General features: G+C 40.2%; 18 protein-coding genes. 4 read left to right on the forward strand and 14 right to left on the reverse strand.

Going from position 1 to position 21,271, the window contains the following annotated elements; genetic code table 11:
* Positions 1-134 precede the first annotated feature (134 nt).
* Positions 135-1,052, forward strand: coding sequence for a histone deacetylase family protein (locus GQR55_RS12815; RefSeq protein ID WP_166420917.1), 918 nt, complete (start codon positions 135-137; stop codon positions 1,050-1,052).
* Positions 1,053-1,060: 8 nt separating this feature from the next.
* Here GQR55_RS12815 and GQR55_RS12820 read toward each other — a convergent pair whose 3' ends face one another.
* The 14 genes from GQR55_RS12820 to rsmD form a co-directional block, all read right to left on the reverse strand.
* Complete coding sequence (locus GQR55_RS12820) at positions 1,061-1,354, reverse strand: hypothetical protein (protein ID WP_166420918.1); 294 nt, start codon at positions 1,352-1,354, stop codon at positions 1,061-1,063.
* Positions 1,355-1,361: 7 nt separating this feature from the next.
* Entirely contained in the window at positions 1,362-2,171 is an 810-nt protein-coding gene (locus GQR55_RS12825; protein WP_166420919.1) for a DUF2797 domain-containing protein, read from the reverse strand.
* A gap of 22 nt (positions 2,172-2,193) precedes the next feature.
* Entirely contained in the window at positions 2,194-4,734 is a 2,541-nt protein-coding gene (locus GQR55_RS12830; RefSeq protein WP_166420920.1) for an EAL domain-containing protein, read from the reverse strand.
* Positions 4,735-4,846: 112 nt separating this feature from the next.
* Complete coding sequence (purD, locus tag GQR55_RS12835) at positions 4,847-6,130, reverse strand: phosphoribosylamine--glycine ligase (RefSeq protein ID WP_166420921.1); 1,284 nt, start codon at positions 6,128-6,130, stop codon at positions 4,847-4,849.
* 15 nt (positions 6,131-6,145) lie between these two features.
* The gene (locus tag GQR55_RS12840; protein ID WP_007586523.1) at positions 6,146-6,967 is read right to left on the reverse strand and encodes a class I SAM-dependent methyltransferase; all 822 of its coding nucleotides are present in this window, start codon (positions 6,965-6,967) and stop codon (positions 6,146-6,148) included.
* A 106-nt stretch (positions 6,968-7,073) separates the two neighbouring features.
* Positions 7,074-8,660, reverse strand: coding sequence for a bifunctional phosphoribosylaminoimidazolecarboxamide formyltransferase/IMP cyclohydrolase (gene purH, locus GQR55_RS12845; protein ID WP_166420922.1), 1,587 nt, complete (start codon positions 8,658-8,660; stop codon positions 7,074-7,076).
* 325 nt (positions 8,661-8,985) lie between these two features.
* Entirely contained in the window at positions 8,986-9,276 is a 291-nt protein-coding gene (fis, locus tag GQR55_RS12850) for a DNA-binding transcriptional regulator Fis (RefSeq protein ID WP_002957804.1), read from the reverse strand.
* A gap of 19 nt (positions 9,277-9,295) precedes the next feature.
* A complete protein-coding gene (dusB, locus tag GQR55_RS12855; protein WP_024603689.1) occupies positions 9,296-10,267 on the reverse strand; it encodes a tRNA dihydrouridine synthase DusB in 972 nt (323 codons plus the stop codon).
* A gap of 282 nt (positions 10,268-10,549) precedes the next feature.
* On the reverse strand, positions 10,550-11,431 hold the full coding sequence (gene prmA / locus GQR55_RS12860) for a 50S ribosomal protein L11 methyltransferase (protein ID WP_024600157.1): 882 nt from the start codon (positions 11,429-11,431) through the stop codon (positions 10,550-10,552).
* Between the two features lie 67 nt (positions 11,432-11,498).
* Complete coding sequence (rpoD, locus tag GQR55_RS12865) at positions 11,499-13,349, reverse strand: RNA polymerase sigma factor RpoD (RefSeq protein ID WP_166420923.1); 1,851 nt, start codon at positions 13,347-13,349, stop codon at positions 11,499-11,501.
* Between the two features lie 390 nt (positions 13,350-13,739).
* The gene (dnaG, locus tag GQR55_RS12870) at positions 13,740-15,491 is read right to left on the reverse strand and encodes a DNA primase (protein ID WP_166420924.1); all 1,752 of its coding nucleotides are present in this window, start codon (positions 15,489-15,491) and stop codon (positions 13,740-13,742) included.
* 243 nt (positions 15,492-15,734) lie between these two features.
* Positions 15,735-16,181 carry a GatB/YqeY domain-containing protein gene (locus GQR55_RS12875; protein ID WP_165741272.1) on the reverse strand — a complete coding sequence of 149 codons (447 nt, stop codon included), beginning with the start codon at positions 16,179-16,181 and terminating at the stop codon, positions 15,735-15,737.
* Between the two features lie 19 nt (positions 16,182-16,200).
* A complete protein-coding gene (gene rpsU, locus GQR55_RS12880) occupies positions 16,201-16,416 on the reverse strand; it encodes a 30S ribosomal protein S21 (protein ID WP_002957797.1) in 216 nt (71 codons plus the stop codon).
* Between the two features lie 145 nt (positions 16,417-16,561).
* Positions 16,562-17,167: a 16S rRNA (guanine(966)-N(2))-methyltransferase RsmD gene (rsmD, locus tag GQR55_RS12885; RefSeq protein WP_166420925.1), complete on the reverse strand. Its 606-nt coding sequence runs from the start codon at positions 17,165-17,167 to the stop codon at positions 16,562-16,564.
* Between the two features lie 207 nt (positions 17,168-17,374).
* Between rsmD and ftsY the strand changes: the two genes are divergently transcribed.
* The 3 genes from ftsY (at position 17,375) to ftsX (ending at position 21,192) form a co-directional block, all read left to right on the forward strand.
* Entirely contained in the window at positions 17,375-19,444 is a 2,070-nt protein-coding gene (gene ftsY, locus GQR55_RS12890) for a signal recognition particle-docking protein FtsY (RefSeq protein ID WP_166420926.1), read from the forward strand.
* An 87-nt stretch (positions 19,445-19,531) separates the two neighbouring features.
* Positions 19,532-20,209 carry a cell division ATP-binding protein FtsE gene (gene ftsE, locus GQR55_RS12895; protein WP_166420927.1) on the forward strand — a complete coding sequence of 226 codons (678 nt, stop codon included), beginning with the start codon at positions 19,532-19,534 and terminating at the stop codon, positions 20,207-20,209.
* Positions 20,206-21,192 carry a permease-like cell division protein FtsX gene (gene ftsX / locus GQR55_RS12900; protein ID WP_166420928.1) on the forward strand — a complete coding sequence of 329 codons (987 nt, stop codon included), beginning with the start codon at positions 20,206-20,208 and terminating at the stop codon, positions 21,190-21,192. Before ftsE ends, ftsX begins: the two co-directional genes overlap by 4 nt.
* The last annotated feature ends 79 nt before the right edge of the window (positions 21,193-21,271 follow it).

The following is a 21,271-nucleotide window of genomic DNA, read 5'->3' on the forward strand; positions in this document are numbered from 1 at the left end:
TAATCAAAAGATGATAAGGGTATTGTGAAGCAACCAAAAGATCGGTCAACCGATCAAAAATACCTTAACTGATCGGTGTTAACCTGTCGGTGGCTTTGTTATATTAAGTTTTTACACCTTGTAAGGGACTTTTTATGCGTACCGCTGTTATTTCTCATCCTCATTGCCGTAAACATAAAATGATAGATGACCATCCCGAGTGCCCAGAGCGCCTAGATGCAATTACCGACCGATTACTTGCAAGTGGTGTAGATGTTGGCTTAACACACCTACAAGCGCCTAAGGCTGAGCGTGAGCATTATTTATTAGCCCATGATGAAGCGCTCATTAAACACGTAGAAAACACGCTACCAACCGAAGGGCTCGCTAATTTAGACGGCGATACGTGGCTGTGCCCCGATTCGTTTAAAGCGATTGAGCGTGCAGTAGGTGCCGGGTTGTTAGCGGTTGATGAAATACTTGCCGACAAACTCGATGCTGCGTTTTGCTCAGTACGCCCGCCAGGGCATCATGCTAATAAAGATTCGTCATCTGGGTTTTGTGTGTTTAATAACTTAGCTATTGCCGTTAAGTACGCACAAAGCAAAGGGATTAAGCGGATTGCGATTGCTGACTTTGATGTACACCACGGTAATGGCACACAAGACATTTTTATTGATGACGAAAACGTACTGCTTTGTTCGTTATTTCAGTATCCGTTTTACCCAAATACAGCGGTTAAAAATAATAACCATATAGTTAATTCTCCTTTGCCAATTGCCAGCAATGGCGATGACCTAAAAGAGGTATTTACTCAGCAATGGTTACCAAAATTAAAAGCGTTTAAGCCTGAATTACTTTTTATAAGCGCAGGGTTTGATGCCCACCTAGAAGATGATATGGCGAGCTTAAAGTTTGTTGAAGATGACTACATTTGGCTTACCGAGCAGCTATGTAAAGTAACAAAAGAGGGCGGATGCAAAGGTGTTATCTCGTATTTAGAAGGTGGCTATGCGCTATCAGCGTTGGGTAGAAGTGCTGTAGCGCATATAAAAGTGCTTACTGAGCTTTAAAGAGGGTTTTATAACTCTAGTAAATCAAACGCCTGGGTTGTGCTTAGGGTTTTAATTTTACCAAGGCAACATTGTCCTTCATTTAATAAGTAAGCTGTAACAAGCTGTGCTAGCTGCTCGCCATTCAATTCAGGGCAAACAGTGCCTTGTAAATTAAGGAAGTCACCTTGCTTATTAAGTACTCGCACATCGCCTAGCTCACTTTGCATAACGCTGTGTAAGCACTCTTGTTGCTCTTGTTGGTTATGGGCTATTTCAAGCTCATTATAAATAACCAATAACTGTGGGTAGCTGTTTAACATAGCCCAGTTAGCCTACGGTTACTTCGTAAGACGTAAATTTACGAATATTAATAACGCCTTTTTCAAAGATTAAGTACTGACCTTTAATACCTTGTAAAACACCGCTTACAACGGGGTCTTTATCAAAGTTAAATGAGCTGATTTTTGTTGGGTACTCGGTTACCGGAAAATCTAAATCAACCACATCTTCATCAAGCTGTTCTATTGCTGTTGCGCCAAATAACTCACTTAACTCGTTTAGCTTTTCACTAATTTGTGGGATCAGTTCGGCTGCAGCGGCTTTTAAGTCAATTGCTTCGTTTTGACCTTTTAGCATATTGCGCCAATTAGTTTTGTCGGCAATAAATTCAGCCAATGCAACTTCCACTAAACCTGATTGCAGGCGAGTTTGCACTTTAAAAATAGGCAATGCTTGAGTCGCACCCTGATCAACCCAACGAATCGGTATTTGTGTGTGGCGAGTAATACCCACTTTTAACCCTGAGGTATTAGCGAGATATACATAGTGTGGGATCATGCAATTCGCTTCACCCCATTCTGGCTCTCGACAGGTGCCTTGGTCGTAGTGACAGGTTTCTGGTTTCATAATACACATATCGCAACTAGCGAGCTTGCGCATACATACAAAACAGTGACCTTGAGAATAGCTTTTTTTAGTTTTTTTACCGCAGTTAGAGCATAAAATAGTGCCGCTAAAGGTAAGCGTAAGTTCTCTACCTATAAATGCATTTAAGTCTACTAGGTGTTCACCTACAGGTAAGTGATATTGTACTGGTTCGGTTAAGCTCGATTTTAGTTTACGCAGTGTGCCTTGCATCTTTACTTGGCCCCTAAAGATGTTAAAAAGAGGAGTCTAACATTTTTAAGCTATATTGGCTTTTTAAGAAGTGTAAATAGTCGGTGTAAGGCAGTGCTTTTGCGTATAAATAACCTTGGGCGTTATCAGCGTTCATATCTTTGAGTAAGTGATGAATCTCTTGTGTTTCTACTCCTTCAATTGTTATTGATAAATTGAGGTTATGCGCCATATCAATCGCTGTTTGTACAATAACTTGGTGAGTTGGGTTATTAGGTAAATCAAAAACAAACGACTTATCTATTTTAAGCTCACTAAAGTGATAATTAACTAAGTAACTAAGTGACGCATAGCCAGTTCCAAAGTCATCCAATACCACTTTAATACCTAATGCTGTTAACTCATCAACTAACTTTATAAGTGCATCTTGGCTGTCTACAAAGGCTGATTCGGTTAGCTCAAATTTAAGTAAGTAAGCTGGCACTTGGTATTTAATTAAAATGTTTTCTACTTTTTCGGCTAAGTTATTTATAGTTAGATTTTTAGCACTCAAATTTACACTAATTGTATGCTCGTTATAGCCATTTTTTATAAGCTCAACTATGTCTTTACAGGCTTGCTCTATTACCCACAGTGTTAGCTCGTTAATAATGCCGGTGTGCTCAGCAAGTGTTATCAACTCCTCTATTGATAAGTTACTGTAAGTTGGGTCTGGCCAACGTAATAAAGCCTCAGCACCACTGACGTTGTTACTCAATAAATTAATTTGAGGTTGGTAGTAAAGCGCTAGTTGATTTGTTTTGATAGCTTGCTGCAGCTTAGCGGCTAGAGCAACGTCCATCATCAGGTTATTACCGTTTGACGATGACCCAACTTGATTAACACTACCTTTTGCTTTTTTAAGCGCTAAATAACCACGCTTTAACCAATATTCAAAGTCGTTACTCTTACCTGCACTACTAATACCTATACTGTAACTAAGCTGCAGGTTTAGCCCTTTAATTTCATATTGTTTTGGTAGGCTGCTAATTATTTTAGTCAGTAGTGCTTCTAGCATTTCTTGGTTTTGTGTTTTAGTAGAAATACAGGCAAATACGCCACTGCTTAAATCGGCTAAGCGTGGGCTGGTGTTTAAATCTGTTTCGAGGTTTGTAAATTCGCGTTCATGGCTTAGTTCTAATTCAAGCTCTTTGGCCACATGCTTTATAAGTGTGTAGCCCTGAGATGAGGTAATAATAGTATTGAGTGAATTAAAGTGACGTATTTTTATTAAACACAAAGTTGTTGAGCGATTTTGGCTTTGTAGTGCCATAAATGCTTGTTTTAGTTTAGAGCTATTAAGTAATTTTGTTTGTTGTGTGTGCGTGGCATGGTAAAGCGCACGTTCGCGCTGATACCTTACTCGGTCTGCTAATGCCATGGCCATTAAAATAACTTCACACAAAATAGCGACTAAAAAGGCATGGCGAGTTGTAAAGGTATACGGTAAAAAACCGGTGAGTTCCATAGGTTGAATTACCGCACCAATTATTAGTGGTACCCATGAAAAAACATAAAATTTAGCCCATCTAAAACCACTGCGTAACTTGTTATATATTAAAATAATACAGGCAATATATAAGACTGCCATCACACCAAAAAATATAGGCGCCGCTATGCTTTCAGGAATAAACAAGCTACATACAGCAAGAACAAACATAAGCCAAAGTAAGGTTATGCTCATTTTATAGCGCCAGCATTTATCTTTATGATAGCGTAAAAACATGGTGCAAAAGGCAAGGGTAAAAAAGGCGACCCCGTAATTACTAAACACGACTTGCTCGTGAATAAATAGTTGCCATTGCTTAGGCCATAAATAAAAGCCAAAGCCTAGTACGGCTCCCATTAACGTTATAGCGCTAACGATGTAACCAATATAAATTAAATAAACACGGTCCTTTATACCAAAGTAAAGCACCAAGTTATAAAGTGCAGCCATTAATAGCACGCCTACAAAGATTCCCCAGATCCCCGTTTGTGAGCGAACTAAATCAATAAACTCTTTATCACGATATAAGTTTACAGGTGTTTTACTTATACCGATTGTGTCTATTTTCATTACCAAACGCTGTGAAGATCTTCTCTCTACCAAAAAACGAATATGCGGCACGCTATATTCAAACAAAGAGAGGCCTTCCTCTTTATCGCCTAACTTGTATGTTTCAATTAGTTTATTGTTTTTATCAAGGCGATAAACCGTAAGATGGTCGACCATAGGATTGTCAAAGTGCGCTACAACATTTTGCTTATTAAGGCTTTTATTTTCTAAATCAAGAAATAACCAATAGTTTTGCTGGCTAAAACTCCATGGAACATCTGAAAATGGTTGATGGGTAAGTAGTTCAGGTTGGTTAATAATAGTGTCGAATGTTTTAGTTTTGGTTTCGTCAATATAGTAGGCGTAATCGAGGTACATTGGAGCCGTTTTATCAATTGTATATCGTGTAGGCACGACTAAGTTTGATGCCAATGTACTGATTATAAAAAATATAAATATCAGTATGGCAACAGCAATTGAATGATAGCGTAAAGTTCTTAGTTCCAACGTTTGTGTACTTTTAAAAAACCTTTTAATTAGTGTAGCACTAAAAAAGCGCAGGTAAACTGCGCTTTTTTAGTTAAATTAACTGGTTATACCAATGAATAGGCATTATAGGCTATTGCTCGCGTGCAATAGCACGGTAAGCTATATCTGTACGATATTCCATACCATTCCAGCTAATTTCTTTAACAAGCTCATAGGCGCGCTGCTGTGCTTGCGTAACAGTGTTACCGAGTGCTGTTGCGCATAATACGCGACCGCCTGCGGTTACAACGTCATTGCCACTTTGCTTAGTACCTGCATGAAACACTTTTTCACCTGCAGGGTAATCAACTTTTAGTCCCGAAATTGCATCACCTTTAGGGTAATCACCAGGGTAACCTTTAGCTGCAAGTACAACACCCACAGCTGCGCGTGGGTCAAACTTAATCGTTGTTTTATCAAGTTCTACACGGTTAGCAGCCTCAATCAATTCAACTAGGTCTGATTGCAAACGTAGCATCATTGGTTGAGTTTCAGGGTCGCCAAAACGACAGTTGTACTCGATTACTTTAGGGGTACCTGTTTCGTCAATCATCAAACCTGCGTATAAAAAGCCGGTGTACGGATGGCCTTCGCTTGCCATGCCCTCTACCGTAGGGTAGATCACTTCGTTCATAATACGCTGGTGGATTTCATCAGTAACAACTGGCGCAGGTGAGTATGCACCCATGCCACCCGTGTTAGGACCCGCATCGCCATTGTAAGCGCGTTTATGATCCTGACTGGTAGCAAAGGGTAATACGTTTTTGCCATCAACCATTACAATGAAAGACGCTTCTTCACCCTCTAAAAACTCTTCGATAACAACACGACTTCCCGCATCGCCAAACGCATTACCCGCAAGCATATCGCGAATAGCCTCTTCAGCATCAGCTTCGGTCATGGCGACAATTACGCCTTTACCAGCAGCTAAACCATCTGCTTTTACAACAATTGGCGCGCCTTTTTCTTTTAAATAAGCAAGGGCAGGGTCAATTTGTTCAAACGTTTGGTAATCGCCTGATGGAATATTATGACGTGCTAAAAAGTCTTTAGTAAACGATTTAGAGCCTTCAAGCTGAGCTGCACCCGCTGTAGGGCCAAAAATAGCCATGTTATGTTCACGAAACTTATCAACAACACCCAGTACTAAAGGTATTTCTGGACCTACAATAGTAAGCTCTACCTTATTTTGCTGTGCAAAACTAAGTAGACCCTCTAAGTCGTCAACGTTTATTGCTACGTTTTCAAGTTTTGGTTCAAGTGCAGTACCTGCATTACCAGGGGCTACAAATACAGTATTTACTTTGGTGTTTTGAGCGGCTTTAAACGCAAGAGCGTGTTCGCGGCCGCCGCTGCCAATGACTAAAACATTCATGGCGAAAATTCCTATTTAAAGCGGTTTCTTAAATTTCAGCGTCATGCGGTCGCTTTCACCAATGGCTTTATATTTGTCGGCATCTTGTTCGCCGAGTCTTAAGCTTGGTGGTAGCGTCCATACACCCTTAGGATGATCGGCTGTATCTTTTGGATTTGCATTTATTTCACTGCTTGCAACTAATTCAAACCCAGCTTGTTTAGCTAGGTCGACTACGTAGCTCTGCTTCATATAACCTGATGTTTTTTGATCTTCGTCAGCACGCTCTTCAGCTAAACGGTGTTCAACTAAACCTAATGTACCACCTGGTTTAAGGGCTTTATAAAAAGCTTGGAATGCACTTAATGCACCGCTTTTATCTTTGCCCATATACCAGTTATGCACATTACGGAACGTTAAAACCATATCGGCACTGCCAGCTGGCGCAATATCTAAATGTGTTACAGGTGCAAACTCAGTAATTTTAACGCTACTAAAGCGCTCATCTTCAGCTACTTTTTGTTTAAAGCCCGCAAGAGAGCGTTGGTAGTAGCCAACTGATGAATCAGCAGGAAAGTGCGCGGCATAGTAAGTGCCTTGCTCTTTTAGTGCTGGCGCTAAAATTTCACTATACCAACCACCGCCTGGCGCAATTTCAACAACTGTCATAGTTGGTTTAAAGCCAAAAAATGCCAATGTTTGAGCCGGGTGACGATATTCGTCACGAACGCTGTTTTTAGCGCTGCGTTCGCTTGATTGAAGTGCATGCTCAAGGCTCGATTCGTGGTTATGGCTAAGCGCCATAGTCGATGTCATCGTTAGTGTGGCTACAAGTAGCGATTTTAGCGCAAATTTCATTGTTTGTTCCTTCACATTATAATTTTAAATAGGTTATTGAATAATCAGAATACGTGAATTTATAGCAAACAAAAAGGGTTAAACCAACGTTTAACCCTTTGTGTGATTAGTGGCGGAAATGGCGCATACCAGTAAGTACCATTGCCATACCGGCTTCATCAGCGGCTGCAATCACTTCTTCATCACGCATTGAGCCACCAGGCTGAATTACCGCAGTAATACCAGCGGCTGCGGCTGCGTCAATTCCATCACGGAATGGGAAGAATGCGTCAGATGCCATTACTGAACCTTTAACTTCAAGGTTTTCGTCAGCTGCTTTAATGCCTGCAATTTTAGCTGAGTATACGCGGCTCATTTGGCCTGCACCTACACCAATAGTCATGCCGTCACGGGCATAAACAATCGCGTTTGATTTAACAAACTTAGCTACTTTCCAGCAAAACAGTAAATCTTTAAGTTCTTGCTCTGTAGGCTGGCGCTTAGAAACAACTTTTAAGTCGCCTTGCGTTACCATGCCTAAGTCGCGATCTTGAACTAAAATACCGCCATTAACGCGTTTAATATCTTGTCCTGCAGCTTTACCTGTCCACTGACCGCATTCTAATAAGCGTACGTTCTTTTTAGCTTCAACAATTATTGCAGCGTCGCTCGAAATACTAGGTGCAATAATTACTTCAACAAACTGACGGTCAACAATTGCTTGTGCAGTTGCGGCATCTAGCTCTCGGTTAAAGGCAATAATGCCACCAAATGCTGATGTAGGGTCTGTTTTAAAAGCGCGCTCGTATGCCTCAAGAATATTGCCCCCAATTGAAACACCACACGGGTTAGCGTGCTTTACAATTACGCACGCTGGTACGTCAAATTCTTTAACACACTCAAGTGCTGCGTCGGTATCTGCAATGTTATTAAACGAAAGGGCCTTACCTTGCAGTTGAGTTGCTGTGGCAACTGATGCTTCAGCAATGTCACTTTCAACATAAAAAGCAGCATCTTGGTGTGAGTTTTCACCGTAACGCATATCTTGCTTTTTAGTAAACTGCATATTAATAGTACGTGGGAATTTAGTCTCTTCAGCCGCTTCCTCTGTGTAATCAGGAACCATTTTACCAAAGTAGTTCGCAATCATGCCATCGTATGCGGCTGTATGCTCGTAAGCAGCAATAGCTAAATCAAAACGTGTTTTGTATGTTGTTGAGCCATTGTTGCTTTGCATTTCACTAATAACACGGTCGTAGTCGCTCGCGTTTACCACAATAGTTACGTCTTTGTGGTTTTTAGCTGCTGCACGAACCATTGTAGGGCCGCCAATATCAATATTTTCAATGGCATCTTCAAGGCTGCAGTTTTCTTGAGCGACAGTATTCGCAAAGGGGTATAAGTTAACTACAACTATGTCGATAGCAGAAATGTTGTTATCTGCCATTACGTTTTCATCTTGTCCGCGACGGGCTAAGATACCGCCGTGAATTTTTGGGTGAAGTGTTTTTACACGACCATCCATAATTTCTGGATGACCTGTGTGATCTGACACTTCAGTCACTTTTATGTTGTTTTCAGCAAGAAGTTTACATGTGCCGCCAGTTGATAATATATCAACACCTTGCGCTTCTAGTGCGCGGGCAAATTCAACAATACCGGTTTTATCAGACACACTTAATAGTGCGCGACGAATGGGACGATGAGTATCCATTGTAGTTTGATTTCCTCAGTTAATGAGCTAGCTTAGAAGCGGGCATTTTAACTGATTACTACTCAAAAAACGACTTATAAAGGCTTAATAAGCGTGAGCATTCTGCAATTTGGTTAATAAGTTGTAGGCATAAAAAAAGCACCCGAGGGTGCTTTTTTTGCATAATACCAGTTGTATTGGATTAGTAAGTAGTTATAACGATAGAAAAACAAGTCTATAACAAGGCAAAAATTTTGCTGTGTAGTTATTCTACATAAGAAATTTTTAACGAAGTTATGGGCTTGTTTAGCTCGTTAGAATACTTACGCTTTCAATATAATTGGTATTAGTTCATGCCGTATTTTTTAAGCTTTTTACGTAAAGTACCACGGTTGATACCTAGTAAAATAGCTGCACGAGTTTGGTTACCACGTGTATATGTCATTACTTCTTCAAGTAATGGCGCTTCTAGCTCTGAAAGAACAAGGTCGTAAACGTCTTGCACATCTTGACCGTTAAGCTGTTTTAAATAGTGGTGAACAGCTTTTTTTACTGCATCACGCAATGGCTGCGGTTTCTCGTGTGACTGAACATGAGGGTTAGTGATAAATGGAGAAGTCACGTTTTGTTCGAACATTATTAAGTCTCTTTCTTTCTTAGTTAGCTGCTAGTGTTTTAAAGTATTGCTCTAATGCGACGACCTGTGCTTGTGGGTTGTCGAGCGCATTAAATACTCGCCTAAACTGACCATCACTGTCATGGGTTTGCAAATACCAAGATACATGTTTGCGAGCAATTCGCGCTCCCATCGGCTCACCGTAAAACATATGGAGGTTTGTTAAATGCTCCATTAAAATACTGCGTACCTCTGCAATAGCAGGTGGCTGTAAATGTTCCCCAGTTCGCAAATAGTGGTCTATCTCCCTAAATATCCAAGGGCGACCTTGGGCGGCTCGGCCAATCATAATGGCATCTGCACCCGTATAGTCTAAAACCTGCTTTGCTTTTTCTGGTGATGTAATATCACCATTGGCAACAACAGGAATCGACACTGAACGTTTTATATCCCTAATCGTGGCGTACTCAGCATCACCTTTGTACATACATGCGCGCGTACGCCCATGTACAGCAAGTGATGCAATGCCATAACGTTCAGCTATTCTCGCAATCTCTACACCATTACGGTTATCCGGATCCCATCCTGTACGAATTTTAAGTGTCACAGGTATATCAACAGCATTAACGACTGCATCAATAATCTCTTCCACAAGTTCAGGAAACTGTAATAAGGCAGAGCCTGCGAGTTTCTTGTTCACTTTTTTTGCTGGGCACCCCATATTGATATCTATGATCTGTGCACCGTTAGCAACATTGAATTGTGCGGCCTGCGCCATAAGCTCAGGGTCTGCTCCTGCAATTTGCACCGCGCGTATACCCGACTCACCGCTGTGATCCATACGATTCATCGACTTTTCCGTTTTCCAAACCTTAGGATTAGACGATAGCATTTCAGAAACAGCTAGCCCTGCGCCTAAACGACGGCAAAGTTGTCTAAATGGTCTGTCTGTAATGCCAGCCATTGGCGCGACAATTACATTATTCTCAAGTTGGTATTTACCGATACGCACTATATTCAATAGGCCTCTTTTCAAGGGGCGCTAAGTTTACGGTTTTTTTAGCAAAAATCAAAGGCTATAAATTGAACAAAAGTAACTTTTTTTTGCCCTTTTCGTATTGACTTTTGATAACCATATGACAATTGGGTTTATTTGTTTGAAATTCGTACAGTCTTTATTTTTTATACAATAATCAGAAAATATTTTGATATGTAAAAAAATAGTAAAGCCTGTTAAATACAGGCTTTACGCAGATGTTTTGAGTTAATGCTCTAAATTTGATTATGCGATTTATTAGGCTTTTTTGGTGCCACTTACTCGAGTCCAATCACCTTCAACGGCAATATCATCTAGCTCAATAAAGGGTGCATAAATATCAGCAACTGATTGCGCTTGTTCTTCTAAAATACCCGACATGGCAATTTTGCCGCCAGGCTTTAATAAGCCTAAAATTACACTATGCAATTCGCGAAGTGGCTGGGCTAAAATATTTGCCACTACTATATCAGCAGTAAACTCAGGTTGGTTTTCTGGCAGGTACACTTCAAGTTTGTCTGCAACACCATTTCGGTTAGCGTTATCTAGGCTTGCTTCGAGTGCTTGAGGGTCAATATCAATCCCAATCATGCGCTCTGCACCTAATTTTATCGCTGCGATACCTAAAATCCCTGAACCACAACCAAAATCAACAACTGTTTTACCTGTTAGGTCTTGGCTTTCTAACCACTTAAGACATAAGGCCGTTGTTGCATGTGTGCCGGTGCCAAAAGCAAGGCCAGGGTCAAGTAGTACATTTACCGCAGTAGGGTCTGGAATATCGCGCCAGCTTGGACAAATCCATAGCCTTTCACCAAATTGAATCGGGTGGAAGTTATCCATCCATTCACGTTCCCAGTCTTTATCCTCAAGTTGCTCTATTTTGTATACTAAATTGTCTTTTAGCTCATCATGGCGTTTCAATAACGCAACGACTGCATTCATATCGTGATTAGCTTCAAACAAGCCAATTACTGTTGTATCAGCCCAGAATACAACGGTGCCAATTTTGGGTTCGTAAATAGGGGTGTCTTTTGCGTCAATAAAGGTTACTGAAGCACTACCCGCTTCCATTAATAGGTCACTTACTGCATCTGCTGTTGCAGCATTGGCGTTAATACGAATTTGGATCCAAGCCATGATTATTTCCTTCAAATAGAAAAAAGGCCGCTATAGCGGCCTTTTTAGTTTATATAGTAGCGCTAAATTATTTAGCGTCTAAAAAGCTTTTCAGTAAATCTGAGCGAGAAGGGTGGCGTAATTTACGCAGCGCTTTCGCTTCTATTTGACGAATACGTTCACGTGTTACGTCAAACTGTTTACCTACTTCTTCTAAGGTGTGGTCGGTATTCATATCAATACCAAAACGCATACGTAGTACTTTAGCTTCACGGGCTGTTAGGCCTGCTAGTACATCGTTAGTTGCGCCACGAAGAGACTCCATTGTTGCCGAATCGATTGGCGAATCAATAGTTGTATCTTCGATAAAGTCACCCAAGTGAGAATCTTCATCATCACCGATTGGTGTTTCCATTGAAATTGGCTCTTTAGCAATCTTAAGTACCTTACGGATTTTATCCTCAGGCATCATCATGCGTTCTGCTAATTCTTCTGGATTTGGCTCACGACCCATTTCTTGTAACATTTGACGAGAAATACGGTTAAGTTTATTAATCGTTTCAATCATATGTACCGGAATACGGATTGTTCTTGCTTGGTCAGCAATAGAGCGAGTGATTGCTTGACGTATCCACCACGTAGCATAAGTAGAGAACTTATAACCACGGCGATATTCAAACTTATCAACCGCTTTCATCAGACCAATGTTACCTTCTTGAATTAAATCCAAGAATTGTAAGCCACGGTTTGTGTATTTTTTAGCAATTGAGATTACAAGACGTAAGTTAGCTTCAACCATTTCTTTTTTCGCACGGCGTGCTTTCGCTTCACCAATGCTCATTCGACGGTTAATGTCTTTAATACGCTCAATGCTTAAACCTGTTGTTTGTTCAATAACAGATAATTTATTAATGCTACGAATGATTTCTGGCTTAACTTCTTCAAGTTTAGCTGAATACTTTTCGTTACCTGAAATTTCTAAATCAACCCAAGATGCGTCAGTTTCGTTATTAGCAAAGTGCTTAACGAATGTTTTCTTCGGTAATTTAGCAATTTGTACAGCTTGTTTCATGATTAGACGTTCTTGAACGCGAACACGATCCATCATTTCACGCATGTTATTTACCATGCGGTCAAACTGTTTAGGTATTAATTTAAAGGTTCTGAAAAGCTCACCGATTTCAAAAATGGCGGCTTGTGATTCAGGATGCGAACGACCTTTAGCTTCAAACGTATCACGTGCTTTGTTGTATAAATCACGTAAGTTTTCAAAGTGAATACGAGCTTCTTCAGGATCTGGACCTGTGTCTACTTCTTCTTCATCTTCGTCATCGCTATCAGCATCATCTTTGTCATCTTTATCGTCATCATCAAGTTGCTTAGCACTTAATTCTGAACCGATGTTTGTTGCTGAAATTGGCGCTGTATCTTCATTCGGATCGATAAATCCAACGATGATATCGCTTAAACGCATTTCTTCAGCTTCAAACTTGTCCCACTGCTCGAGTAGGTAAGTAATTGCTTCAGGGTACTCTGCAACAGAAATCTGTACCTGGTTAATGCCTTCTTCAATACGTTTAGCGATTACAATTTCGCCTTCACGTGTAAGAAGTTCAACAGTACCCATTTCGCGCATGTACATGCGAACCGGATCCGTTGTACGGCCGATTTCTTTTTCTACAGTTGCAAGTGCTGCAGCGGCAGCTTCAGCTGCGTCTTCGTCTGTCGTTGTTTCTTGCATCATTAATTCATCAGCATCAGGCGCGTTTTCGCTAACCTTGATACCCATATCATTAATCATGCTTATGATATCTTCTACTTGATCTGAGTCTATAATGTCTTGTGGAAGGTGATCATTTACTTCTGCAAAAGTTAAGTAGCCTTGCTCTTTACCTTTTTGAATCAGAAGTTTTAATTGTGACTGAGGAGTTGGATCCATAGAGATTGTTTCTTCCACTCTGATAAGTTGATACAACAGGCGCCATCATGTAGTTTGCATTAAAGCCAACTAGAATAATGTGACGCAGTGAATAGCACAGTATAACAGTTTAAATCAATTTTGACTAGGGTCTGTTGGCCTTTCAGGATTAAAGTTTGTTCTATCCAAGGGTGGTTTAATCGCGGCGCCAGGTTTGTAACCTAGTGGGCTAAGTAAAAACCTGGCAACAAAGAGTAAACCTCCCTTGGGACGAACCCAAAGGGCAGCGCGTGTTCGGCATTTATGCTGCGTTATCGCCTATTTATGTGGAATAACCACACTACATAGGCTCTGCCTTGTCTAAATACCAAACACACTGCTGTAAACTTAACCTCAAAAGATAAACAGACCCTAACTGTTAGTGGCTTTTAACGCTGTCATTAACAAATGACACTCAAGTCTTTCGTCGCTACTAAGGCCTTGAGTCTTGTCCTTTATTAATAGGGTCTCGAGTCGATAATTTAAACACTGATCTTCAATAAACTTGAAAGTATTTTTAAAAACCGTCTCTAAACGTTCTTCATTTATTTCGTGTTGCCACGTTGCAAGCTTTATTAATGGCTCATAATCTTCAGTTCCTCTGAAAAATTCGAGCAATTGCGCGGTGGTAACATTTTCTTTTTCTAGGGCTTGTTCTTGTAAGCGTAATAACAGGCCTATGCCAGCAATATTCATTTGCGCGAGTTCTGGTAAGTACGGCACACTTTTAGCTAAATTAGGGTGCTGAATTAAAATACCAATCGCTTGGCGCATCGGTGTTATTTTAAATTTACGTTCAATTGAATGCTGCTGCTTAGGTGTTTTTAAACGATTATTAAGTTGCTCTCGTGTTCTTCCGATTAAACGACCTAATTGTTCAAGAATGTTTTCTTGGTAAAATTCACTTGGAATTTTTTCAATTAGTGGTAGCGCTGCACTAAGCAATTTAGCTTTTCCTGAGTCGAGTGTTAAATCAACTTCTTGGCTTAATTTATTAAACAATACTTTGGTAAAGTCATCTGCTTGGCCTAGGCGCAGTTCAAATTGTTCTTTACCTTCTTTTTGTACTAACGTATCTGGATCTTCACCATCGGGTAAAAATGCAAATTGCAGTGCTTTACCATCATTTAAGTAAGGAAGTGCGTTTTCAAGCGCTCTCCAAGCTGCATCACGGCCAGCTCTGTCGCCATCGTAACAACAGATTACTTTATCTGTTGTTCTAAACAGCGTATGCATGTGCTCGCTTGTTGTTGCGGTACCTAGTGATGCAACGGCATATTCAATCCCTTGCTCGGCTAAGGCAACAACATCCATGTAACCTTCCACAACCATTACATGCTCAAGTTTTTTATGGGCTTGCTTTGCTTCATAAAGTCCATAAAGTTCAAAGCCTTTATGGAAAATTCGGGTCTCTGGCGAGTTTAGATATTTAGGTCCTTGGTCGGCTTGCATTACACGCCCACCAAAGGCAATAACGCGCCCGCGCTTATCGCGAATAGGGAACATTAAACGATCGCGGAAAAAATCAAACTGCCTACCAGGTGTTTTTTCTGAGGCAAGTTTTAATTCAACCAATTGCTCTTTTTGCTCTTTATTACGACCTAGCTGTAGGCATAAACCATCCCACTCGCTGGGAGCATAGCCAATCATAAACTTTTTAACTGTTTCGCCACTTAAACCACGGCCTTTTACATATTCAATAACGGCGGCAGAATTACTGTGATGTTTTAATTGATGCTGATAAAAACGTGCAGTATGAAGCATTAAGTCGTAATCAGAACGTTTTTGCGCTGCAGTACGTTCAGGTCCAGAGCTTGTACCTTGTTCGCGAGGAACATCTAAATTAAGTATGCTCGCAAGCTCTTCAATAGCGTCTACAAATTCAAGCTTTTCGTACTCCATTACAAACGAAATAGCATTGCCGTTAGCGCCACAACCAAAGCAGTGGTAAAACTGTTTGTCTTGCGATACGGTAAATGAAGGCGATTTTTCGTTATGGAAAGGGCAGCAAGCTTGATAATCTTTACCTGCTTTTTTTAGACCTACTTTTGAGTCTATCAGGTCGACAATATCGGTTCTGGCAAGTAAATCATCTATAAAGTTACGTGGGATCTTTCCAGCCATTAGTAAAATACAGTCCTGAAATAATAAGAAGAATAACGAATATGAAATTTACTTTTTATACTTGCTTGGTGCAAAGTATAGCGTGCTTTAACTTACCAAAATGATAGCAAAATAAATAGGGAAGCTATAAAAAATTTCATTTTAAAGTAACCTAGTAGGTGTACTTTTTATTAAAGTTAAAAACAAAGAAACCGAGCGCAAGGCTCGGTTCACTTCAATCATACTTTAATGTATGTGGGAGTATTAGGCAGTTAATCGTTGCTTAATTAAACCAGAAATCTTGCCCATATCGGCACGACCTTCGGCTTTGCTTTTGATTATACCCATTACTTTACCCATGTCTTGCATACCAGCTGCGTTAGTATCAGCAATAGCCGCATCAATGAGAGCAATAATTTCTTCTTCACTCAATTGTTGAGGTAAAAAAGTTTCAAGTGCTACTATTTCATTGGCTTCAATATCAGCTAAATCATCACGCCCAGCATCTTTGTACTGAGTGTAAGAGTCACGACGTTGTTTAACAAGCTTCACTATAACGGAGGTAATACCTGCGTCGTCTAGTTCTATGCGCTCGTCAATTTCACGTTGCTTGATTGCAGCAAGTACCATACGAATAGGGTTAAGACGTTGTTTGTCTTTAGCTCTCATCGCATCTTTTTGCGCATCTTTTAGCGTTATTAAAAGGCTCATTTATACAAGACCTAATATATTAGTATAATTTAACGCGACGTGCGTTATCACGAGAAAGTTTTTTCATGTGACGTTTTACTGCAGCAGCTTTTTTACGCTTACGCTCAGCTGTTGGTTTTTCATAGTGCTCGCGACGACGAACTTCTGAAAGGATTCCTGCTTTTTCACATGAACGCTTGAAGCGACGAAGTGCTACGTCAAACGGTTCGTTCTCTCTTACTTTAATTACTGGCATTAAAAATTCACCTACCTAAATTATGAGCGTTGCTCAAGTTGATCAAACATTGATCAAGTGGTTCAAAAATGGTGCGGTATTGTAATCCGAAGCAACACCACATGTAAAGGACAATATTAACAGAAACGCATCATGTAAAACAGTATTAATTTGCTTGGCGCTGGTAGAGCTTACAAAACACTTGCCCTGCCTTTTTTTCTTTAATTAACAACCAGTTGCTTGGGTTGTTAAAGGTGGTTAATTCGGTTTCTACTTCAACATAAATTAATGCATTGTCGCTTAACCATTGGTTTTTTTCTAATAAATCGCAGGTTGTTTGTGCTAAATCTTTACGAAATGGTGGGTCAACAAATACAAGATTAAACGCTTCACTTGTGTTTTTTTGCTCTAAAAAGGAGATCGAATTAGTATGTTTAACGTGTGCGTTGTCGAGCTTTAAAGTGCTGATGTTTTGCTCTAATTGCTTAGCTGCTGATGAGTCGAGCTCGATAAATATAGCGCTTTTAGCAAAACGAGATAGCGCTTCAAACCCTAATCCACCAGAACCTGCAAAACAATCAAGTACATTTGCGTCACGCGTATCTTGCATTAACCAATTAAATACAGTTTCTTTAATTCGGTCGGTAGTAGGCCTTAAGCCATCTACATTTTTAACGGGAAGTTTTCGGCCTCGAAATTGTCCGCTAATTACTCTAATAAAGCCATCAATGGGCTTGTTAGTAGCTTTATTTTGCGTTGTTTTTTTTCTCATTTAGCTCACTAAAAAATGGTATATGGTATCTAGCTCAGATAATATTATCGGCGATTACGTGTAGCTTCATTTTTCAACCGTATTAAAAGTGTTACTATTGAACACTTACGTTTTGAATGGTTGTATTTATTTGCAACTATTGCTGGGCATTGCCAAGCTATTTCAAATTTTAGTTTATCAGATTTTTATAAGTGGTTATTAGCAAGTATGACAAAAAAAAGTAAATTCATGTCGTGGCTCGGTTTTGGCAAGTCAGATAAAAAAGAAGCAGAGCAAAAAGCAGCCGCTGATAAACAACAAGCATTAGCGCAAGAAGAAGCGCAGAAGCTAGAGCAAGAAAAGCTTGCGCAGCAGGCTGAAGCAGAACGTTTACATGCTGAGGCTGAAACAAAGCGTTTAGAACAAGAGCGTATTGCAGCAGAGCAAGCCGAGGCCGAACGTTTACAAGCAGAGGCTGAAACAAAGCGTTTAGAACAAGAGCGTATTGCAGCAGAGCAAGCTGAGGCCGAACGTTTACACGCTGAGGCTGAAACAAAGCGTTTAGAACAAGAGCGTATTGCAGCAGAGCAAGCTGAGGCCAAACGTCTACACGCTGAGGCTGAAATAGAGCGTGTAGAACAAGAGCGTGCTGAAAACGCAGAAAAGATTGCAATTGAGCAAGGCAATGCTGAATTACTTGCAAAACAACAAATTGATGCAGAAGCACAAAGACAAGAACATGCACAACGTTTAGCTGAACAAGAATCACAGATGCTCTTAGAGCAAGAGCGATTGGCTGCAGAAAAAGTAGAGGCTGAACGACTAGAGCTAATTCGCCTTGAAGAAAAGAATGAGGCAATAAAGGCTGAAAAGCTTGCAATAGAGCAAGCTAATGCTGAGCTATTAGTAAAAGAACAAGCGGACGCTGAAGCACAAAGACAAGAGCAAGCAAAACGTTTAGCAGAACAAGAAGCGCAAATGCGTTTAGATCAAGAACGCATTGCTGCTGAAAAAGCACAGAACGAGCGTTTAGAGCAAGAGCGCATTGCTTTAGAAAAAGCAGAAAATGAACGTTTAGAGCAAGAGCGCATTGCTGCTGAAAAAGCAGAAAATGAACGTTTAGAGCAAGAGCGTATTGCAGCTGAAAAAGCAGAAAACGAGCGCCTAGAGCAAGAGCGTATCGCAGCGGAACAAGCTGAAAGCGAGCGCCTAGAGCAAGAACGCATTGCTGCGGAACAAGCAGAGAATGAACGTTTAGAGCAAGAACGTATTGCGGCTGAAAAAGCAGAAAACGAGCGCTTAGAGCAAGAGCGACTTACTGCTGAGCTTGCAAAAGATGAAGCTAAAAAAGCAGAGAAGCCGAAAAAAGAAGGTTTTTTCTCGCGTCTTAAAAAAGGCTTATTAAAAACTCGTGTAAATATAGGCTCGGGTTTTTCATCTATTTTTAGTGGTAAAAAAATAGATGACGAATTATTTGAAGATCTTGAAACACAATTGCTCACCGCCGATTTAGGCGTTGATACCACCATGAAGTTGATTGATAGCCTAACTGATGCTGCAAACCGTAAACAGCTAAAAGATGGTGATGCGCTTTATGAGTTAATGAAACAAGAAATGGCGGCTATGCTTAAAACGGCTGAACAGCCTTTAGTTATAAGCGAAGATAAAAAGCCGTTTGTTATTTTAATGGTTGGCGTTAACGGTGTTGGTAAAACAACGACTATTGGTAAAATGGCAAAGCAATTTCAAAATGAAGGTAAGTCTGTAATGCTTGCTGCTGGTGATACATTTAGAGCCGCAGCTGTAGAGCAATTACAGGTTTGGGGAGAGCGTAACAGCATCCCTGTTATTGCCCAGCATACAGGTGCGGATAGTGCATCGGTTGTTTTTGATGCATTTCAAGCTGCAAAAGCACGTAATGTAGATGTGTTAATTGCTGATACAGCTGGACGCTTGCAAAATAAAGATAATTTAATGCAAGAGCTTGAAAAGATAGCTCGCGTAATGAAAAAGATCGACCCTGATGCGCCGCATGAGGTGATGTTAACCATCGATGCTGGTACAGGTCAAAATGCAATTAGCCAAGTAAACTTGTTTAATCAGTGTGTTGGTTTAACGGGTATTACGCTTTCAAAACTTGATGGAACTGCAAAAGGTGGTGTTATTTTTGCGGTCGCAGATAAGTTTAATATTCCAATTCGTTACATTGGTGTTGGTGAAGGTATTGATGATTTACGCGCTTTCAAGAGCGATGACTTTATTGATGCGTTATTTAGCCAAGATGAGGACGACGTTTAATTTACCAAAAGAGGGAGCTTGCTCCCTTTTTAATTGCGAGGATTACCAGCGTTACTAATAAACTAATGGCGTTGGCATAATAAAAAGATGATAAATTTTCAGCAAGTAAGTAAAACCTACCCAGGTGGGCACCGTGCCCTCGAAAAAGTGAATTTTCATATTAAGCCTGGCGAACTCGCTTTTTTAACGGGCCATAGTGGCGCCGGTAAAAGTACACTGCTTAAGCTAATTAGCTTAATGGAACGTCCATCGGCGGGTAGTGTGTCTATCAATGGAGTTGATTTAAACAAAGTTAACTCGCGTCAAATTCCCTATGCTCGTCGTGATATTGGTATTATTTTTCAAAATCACCGTTTATTAGAGCGTTATACTATTTTTGATAATGTGGCATTACCACTAATTATCGAAGGTACTCACCATAAGCATATTGCTAAACGGGTTCATGGTGCGCTCGATAAAGTAGGCCTGATAGATAAAATAAAATGTCATCCGTCTATGCTCTCAGGTGGTGAACAGCAACGTGTAGGTATTGCCAGAGCAATAGTGAACTCTCCGCCAATATTATTAGCCGATGAACCTACAGGTAACCTCGACCCTGAGCTTTCAATGGAAATACTAAAACTGTTTGAAGACTTTAATAAACACGGTACAACTGTATTGATAGCAACGCACGATCTTGGTTTGGTAGCACGTATGAAGTATCGCAGCTTAACCTTAAAAGATGGCAGAATGCTTCAAGATCCGCTTGCTGAGGGCGCACTATGAGTTTACTTTTTAAGGGTCGTCAAAATAGTAACGACAAGCAAAAAAAATCAGTGTTAGCTAGCGGTTATTTTTTTATTATTAATATATTTCGCCAAGGTGTGCATAGTTTAGGTGAAATGTGGCGCACCCCGCTGGCCTCATTAATGACTATTGCAGTACTTGGCTTGAGCTTAACGCTTCCTGCAACACTTTATTTAGTTGTTAAAAATGTACAGCAGGTAAGCAGTGGTTTTGAAGAAGCGAGTGAAATATCGTTATTCGTAAAAGAAAGTATGAACGAGCAAGAAACGCAAACCTTAGTAAAGCGTTTAGCACTTTACCCAGAAGTGGAGAGTGTTGAGTTTATTTCAAAGCAAAAAGCACTCACCGAGTTTAAAGATGTTTCTGGTTTTGGGCAGGCTTTAGAGTATTTGGATAAAAATCCATTACCTGATGTAGTACTTGTTACGCCAACAAAGCGTAATAGGCAGCCAAACGCCGCTAAGGCGCTTCTAACTAAACTTGAGAGTGAACGTGAAGTTGATTTTGGTAAGCTTGATATAGCGTGGTTAGAGCGTTTAAATGCTTTGCTAGATTTACTTAAAGAAAGTGTAATAACCATTGCCTTACTATTGCTTACCTCTGTGACGCTTATTATTGGTAACACAATTCGCTTGTCGATCATGGATAAAAAAGAAGAAATACAAGTAATGAAACTTGTAGGAGCTACTAACACCTTTATACACGCACCATTTTTATGGACAGGTATTTGGTATGGTGTAATAGGCGGGCTATTTGCTTTTATATCTGTTGCTTTAATGATGTGGTGGTTATCTTCTGCGGTTAGCAGTGTGGCAGGGGTTTACCAAGCAAGCTTTTCTTTAATTGGCTTAACATTGAAAGAATTCGGCTTTTTAGTTTTACTTGCAACAAGCTTAGGGTTTGTAGGTTCTTATCTTTCTGTAAATCGTTATATTAAAGAAATAGAACCCGATAAAGTATAAGTGAACCAACCCAGCTTAATATACGTAATATATCAATCTGGGTTGTACCTCCTGTTATTAAAACTGTCATATTTGTGTA

The sequence above is a fragment of the Pseudoalteromonas sp. Z1A8 genome (assembly GCF_011378855.1).
Taxonomy (GTDB): domain Bacteria; phylum Pseudomonadota; class Gammaproteobacteria; order Enterobacterales; family Alteromonadaceae; genus Pseudoalteromonas.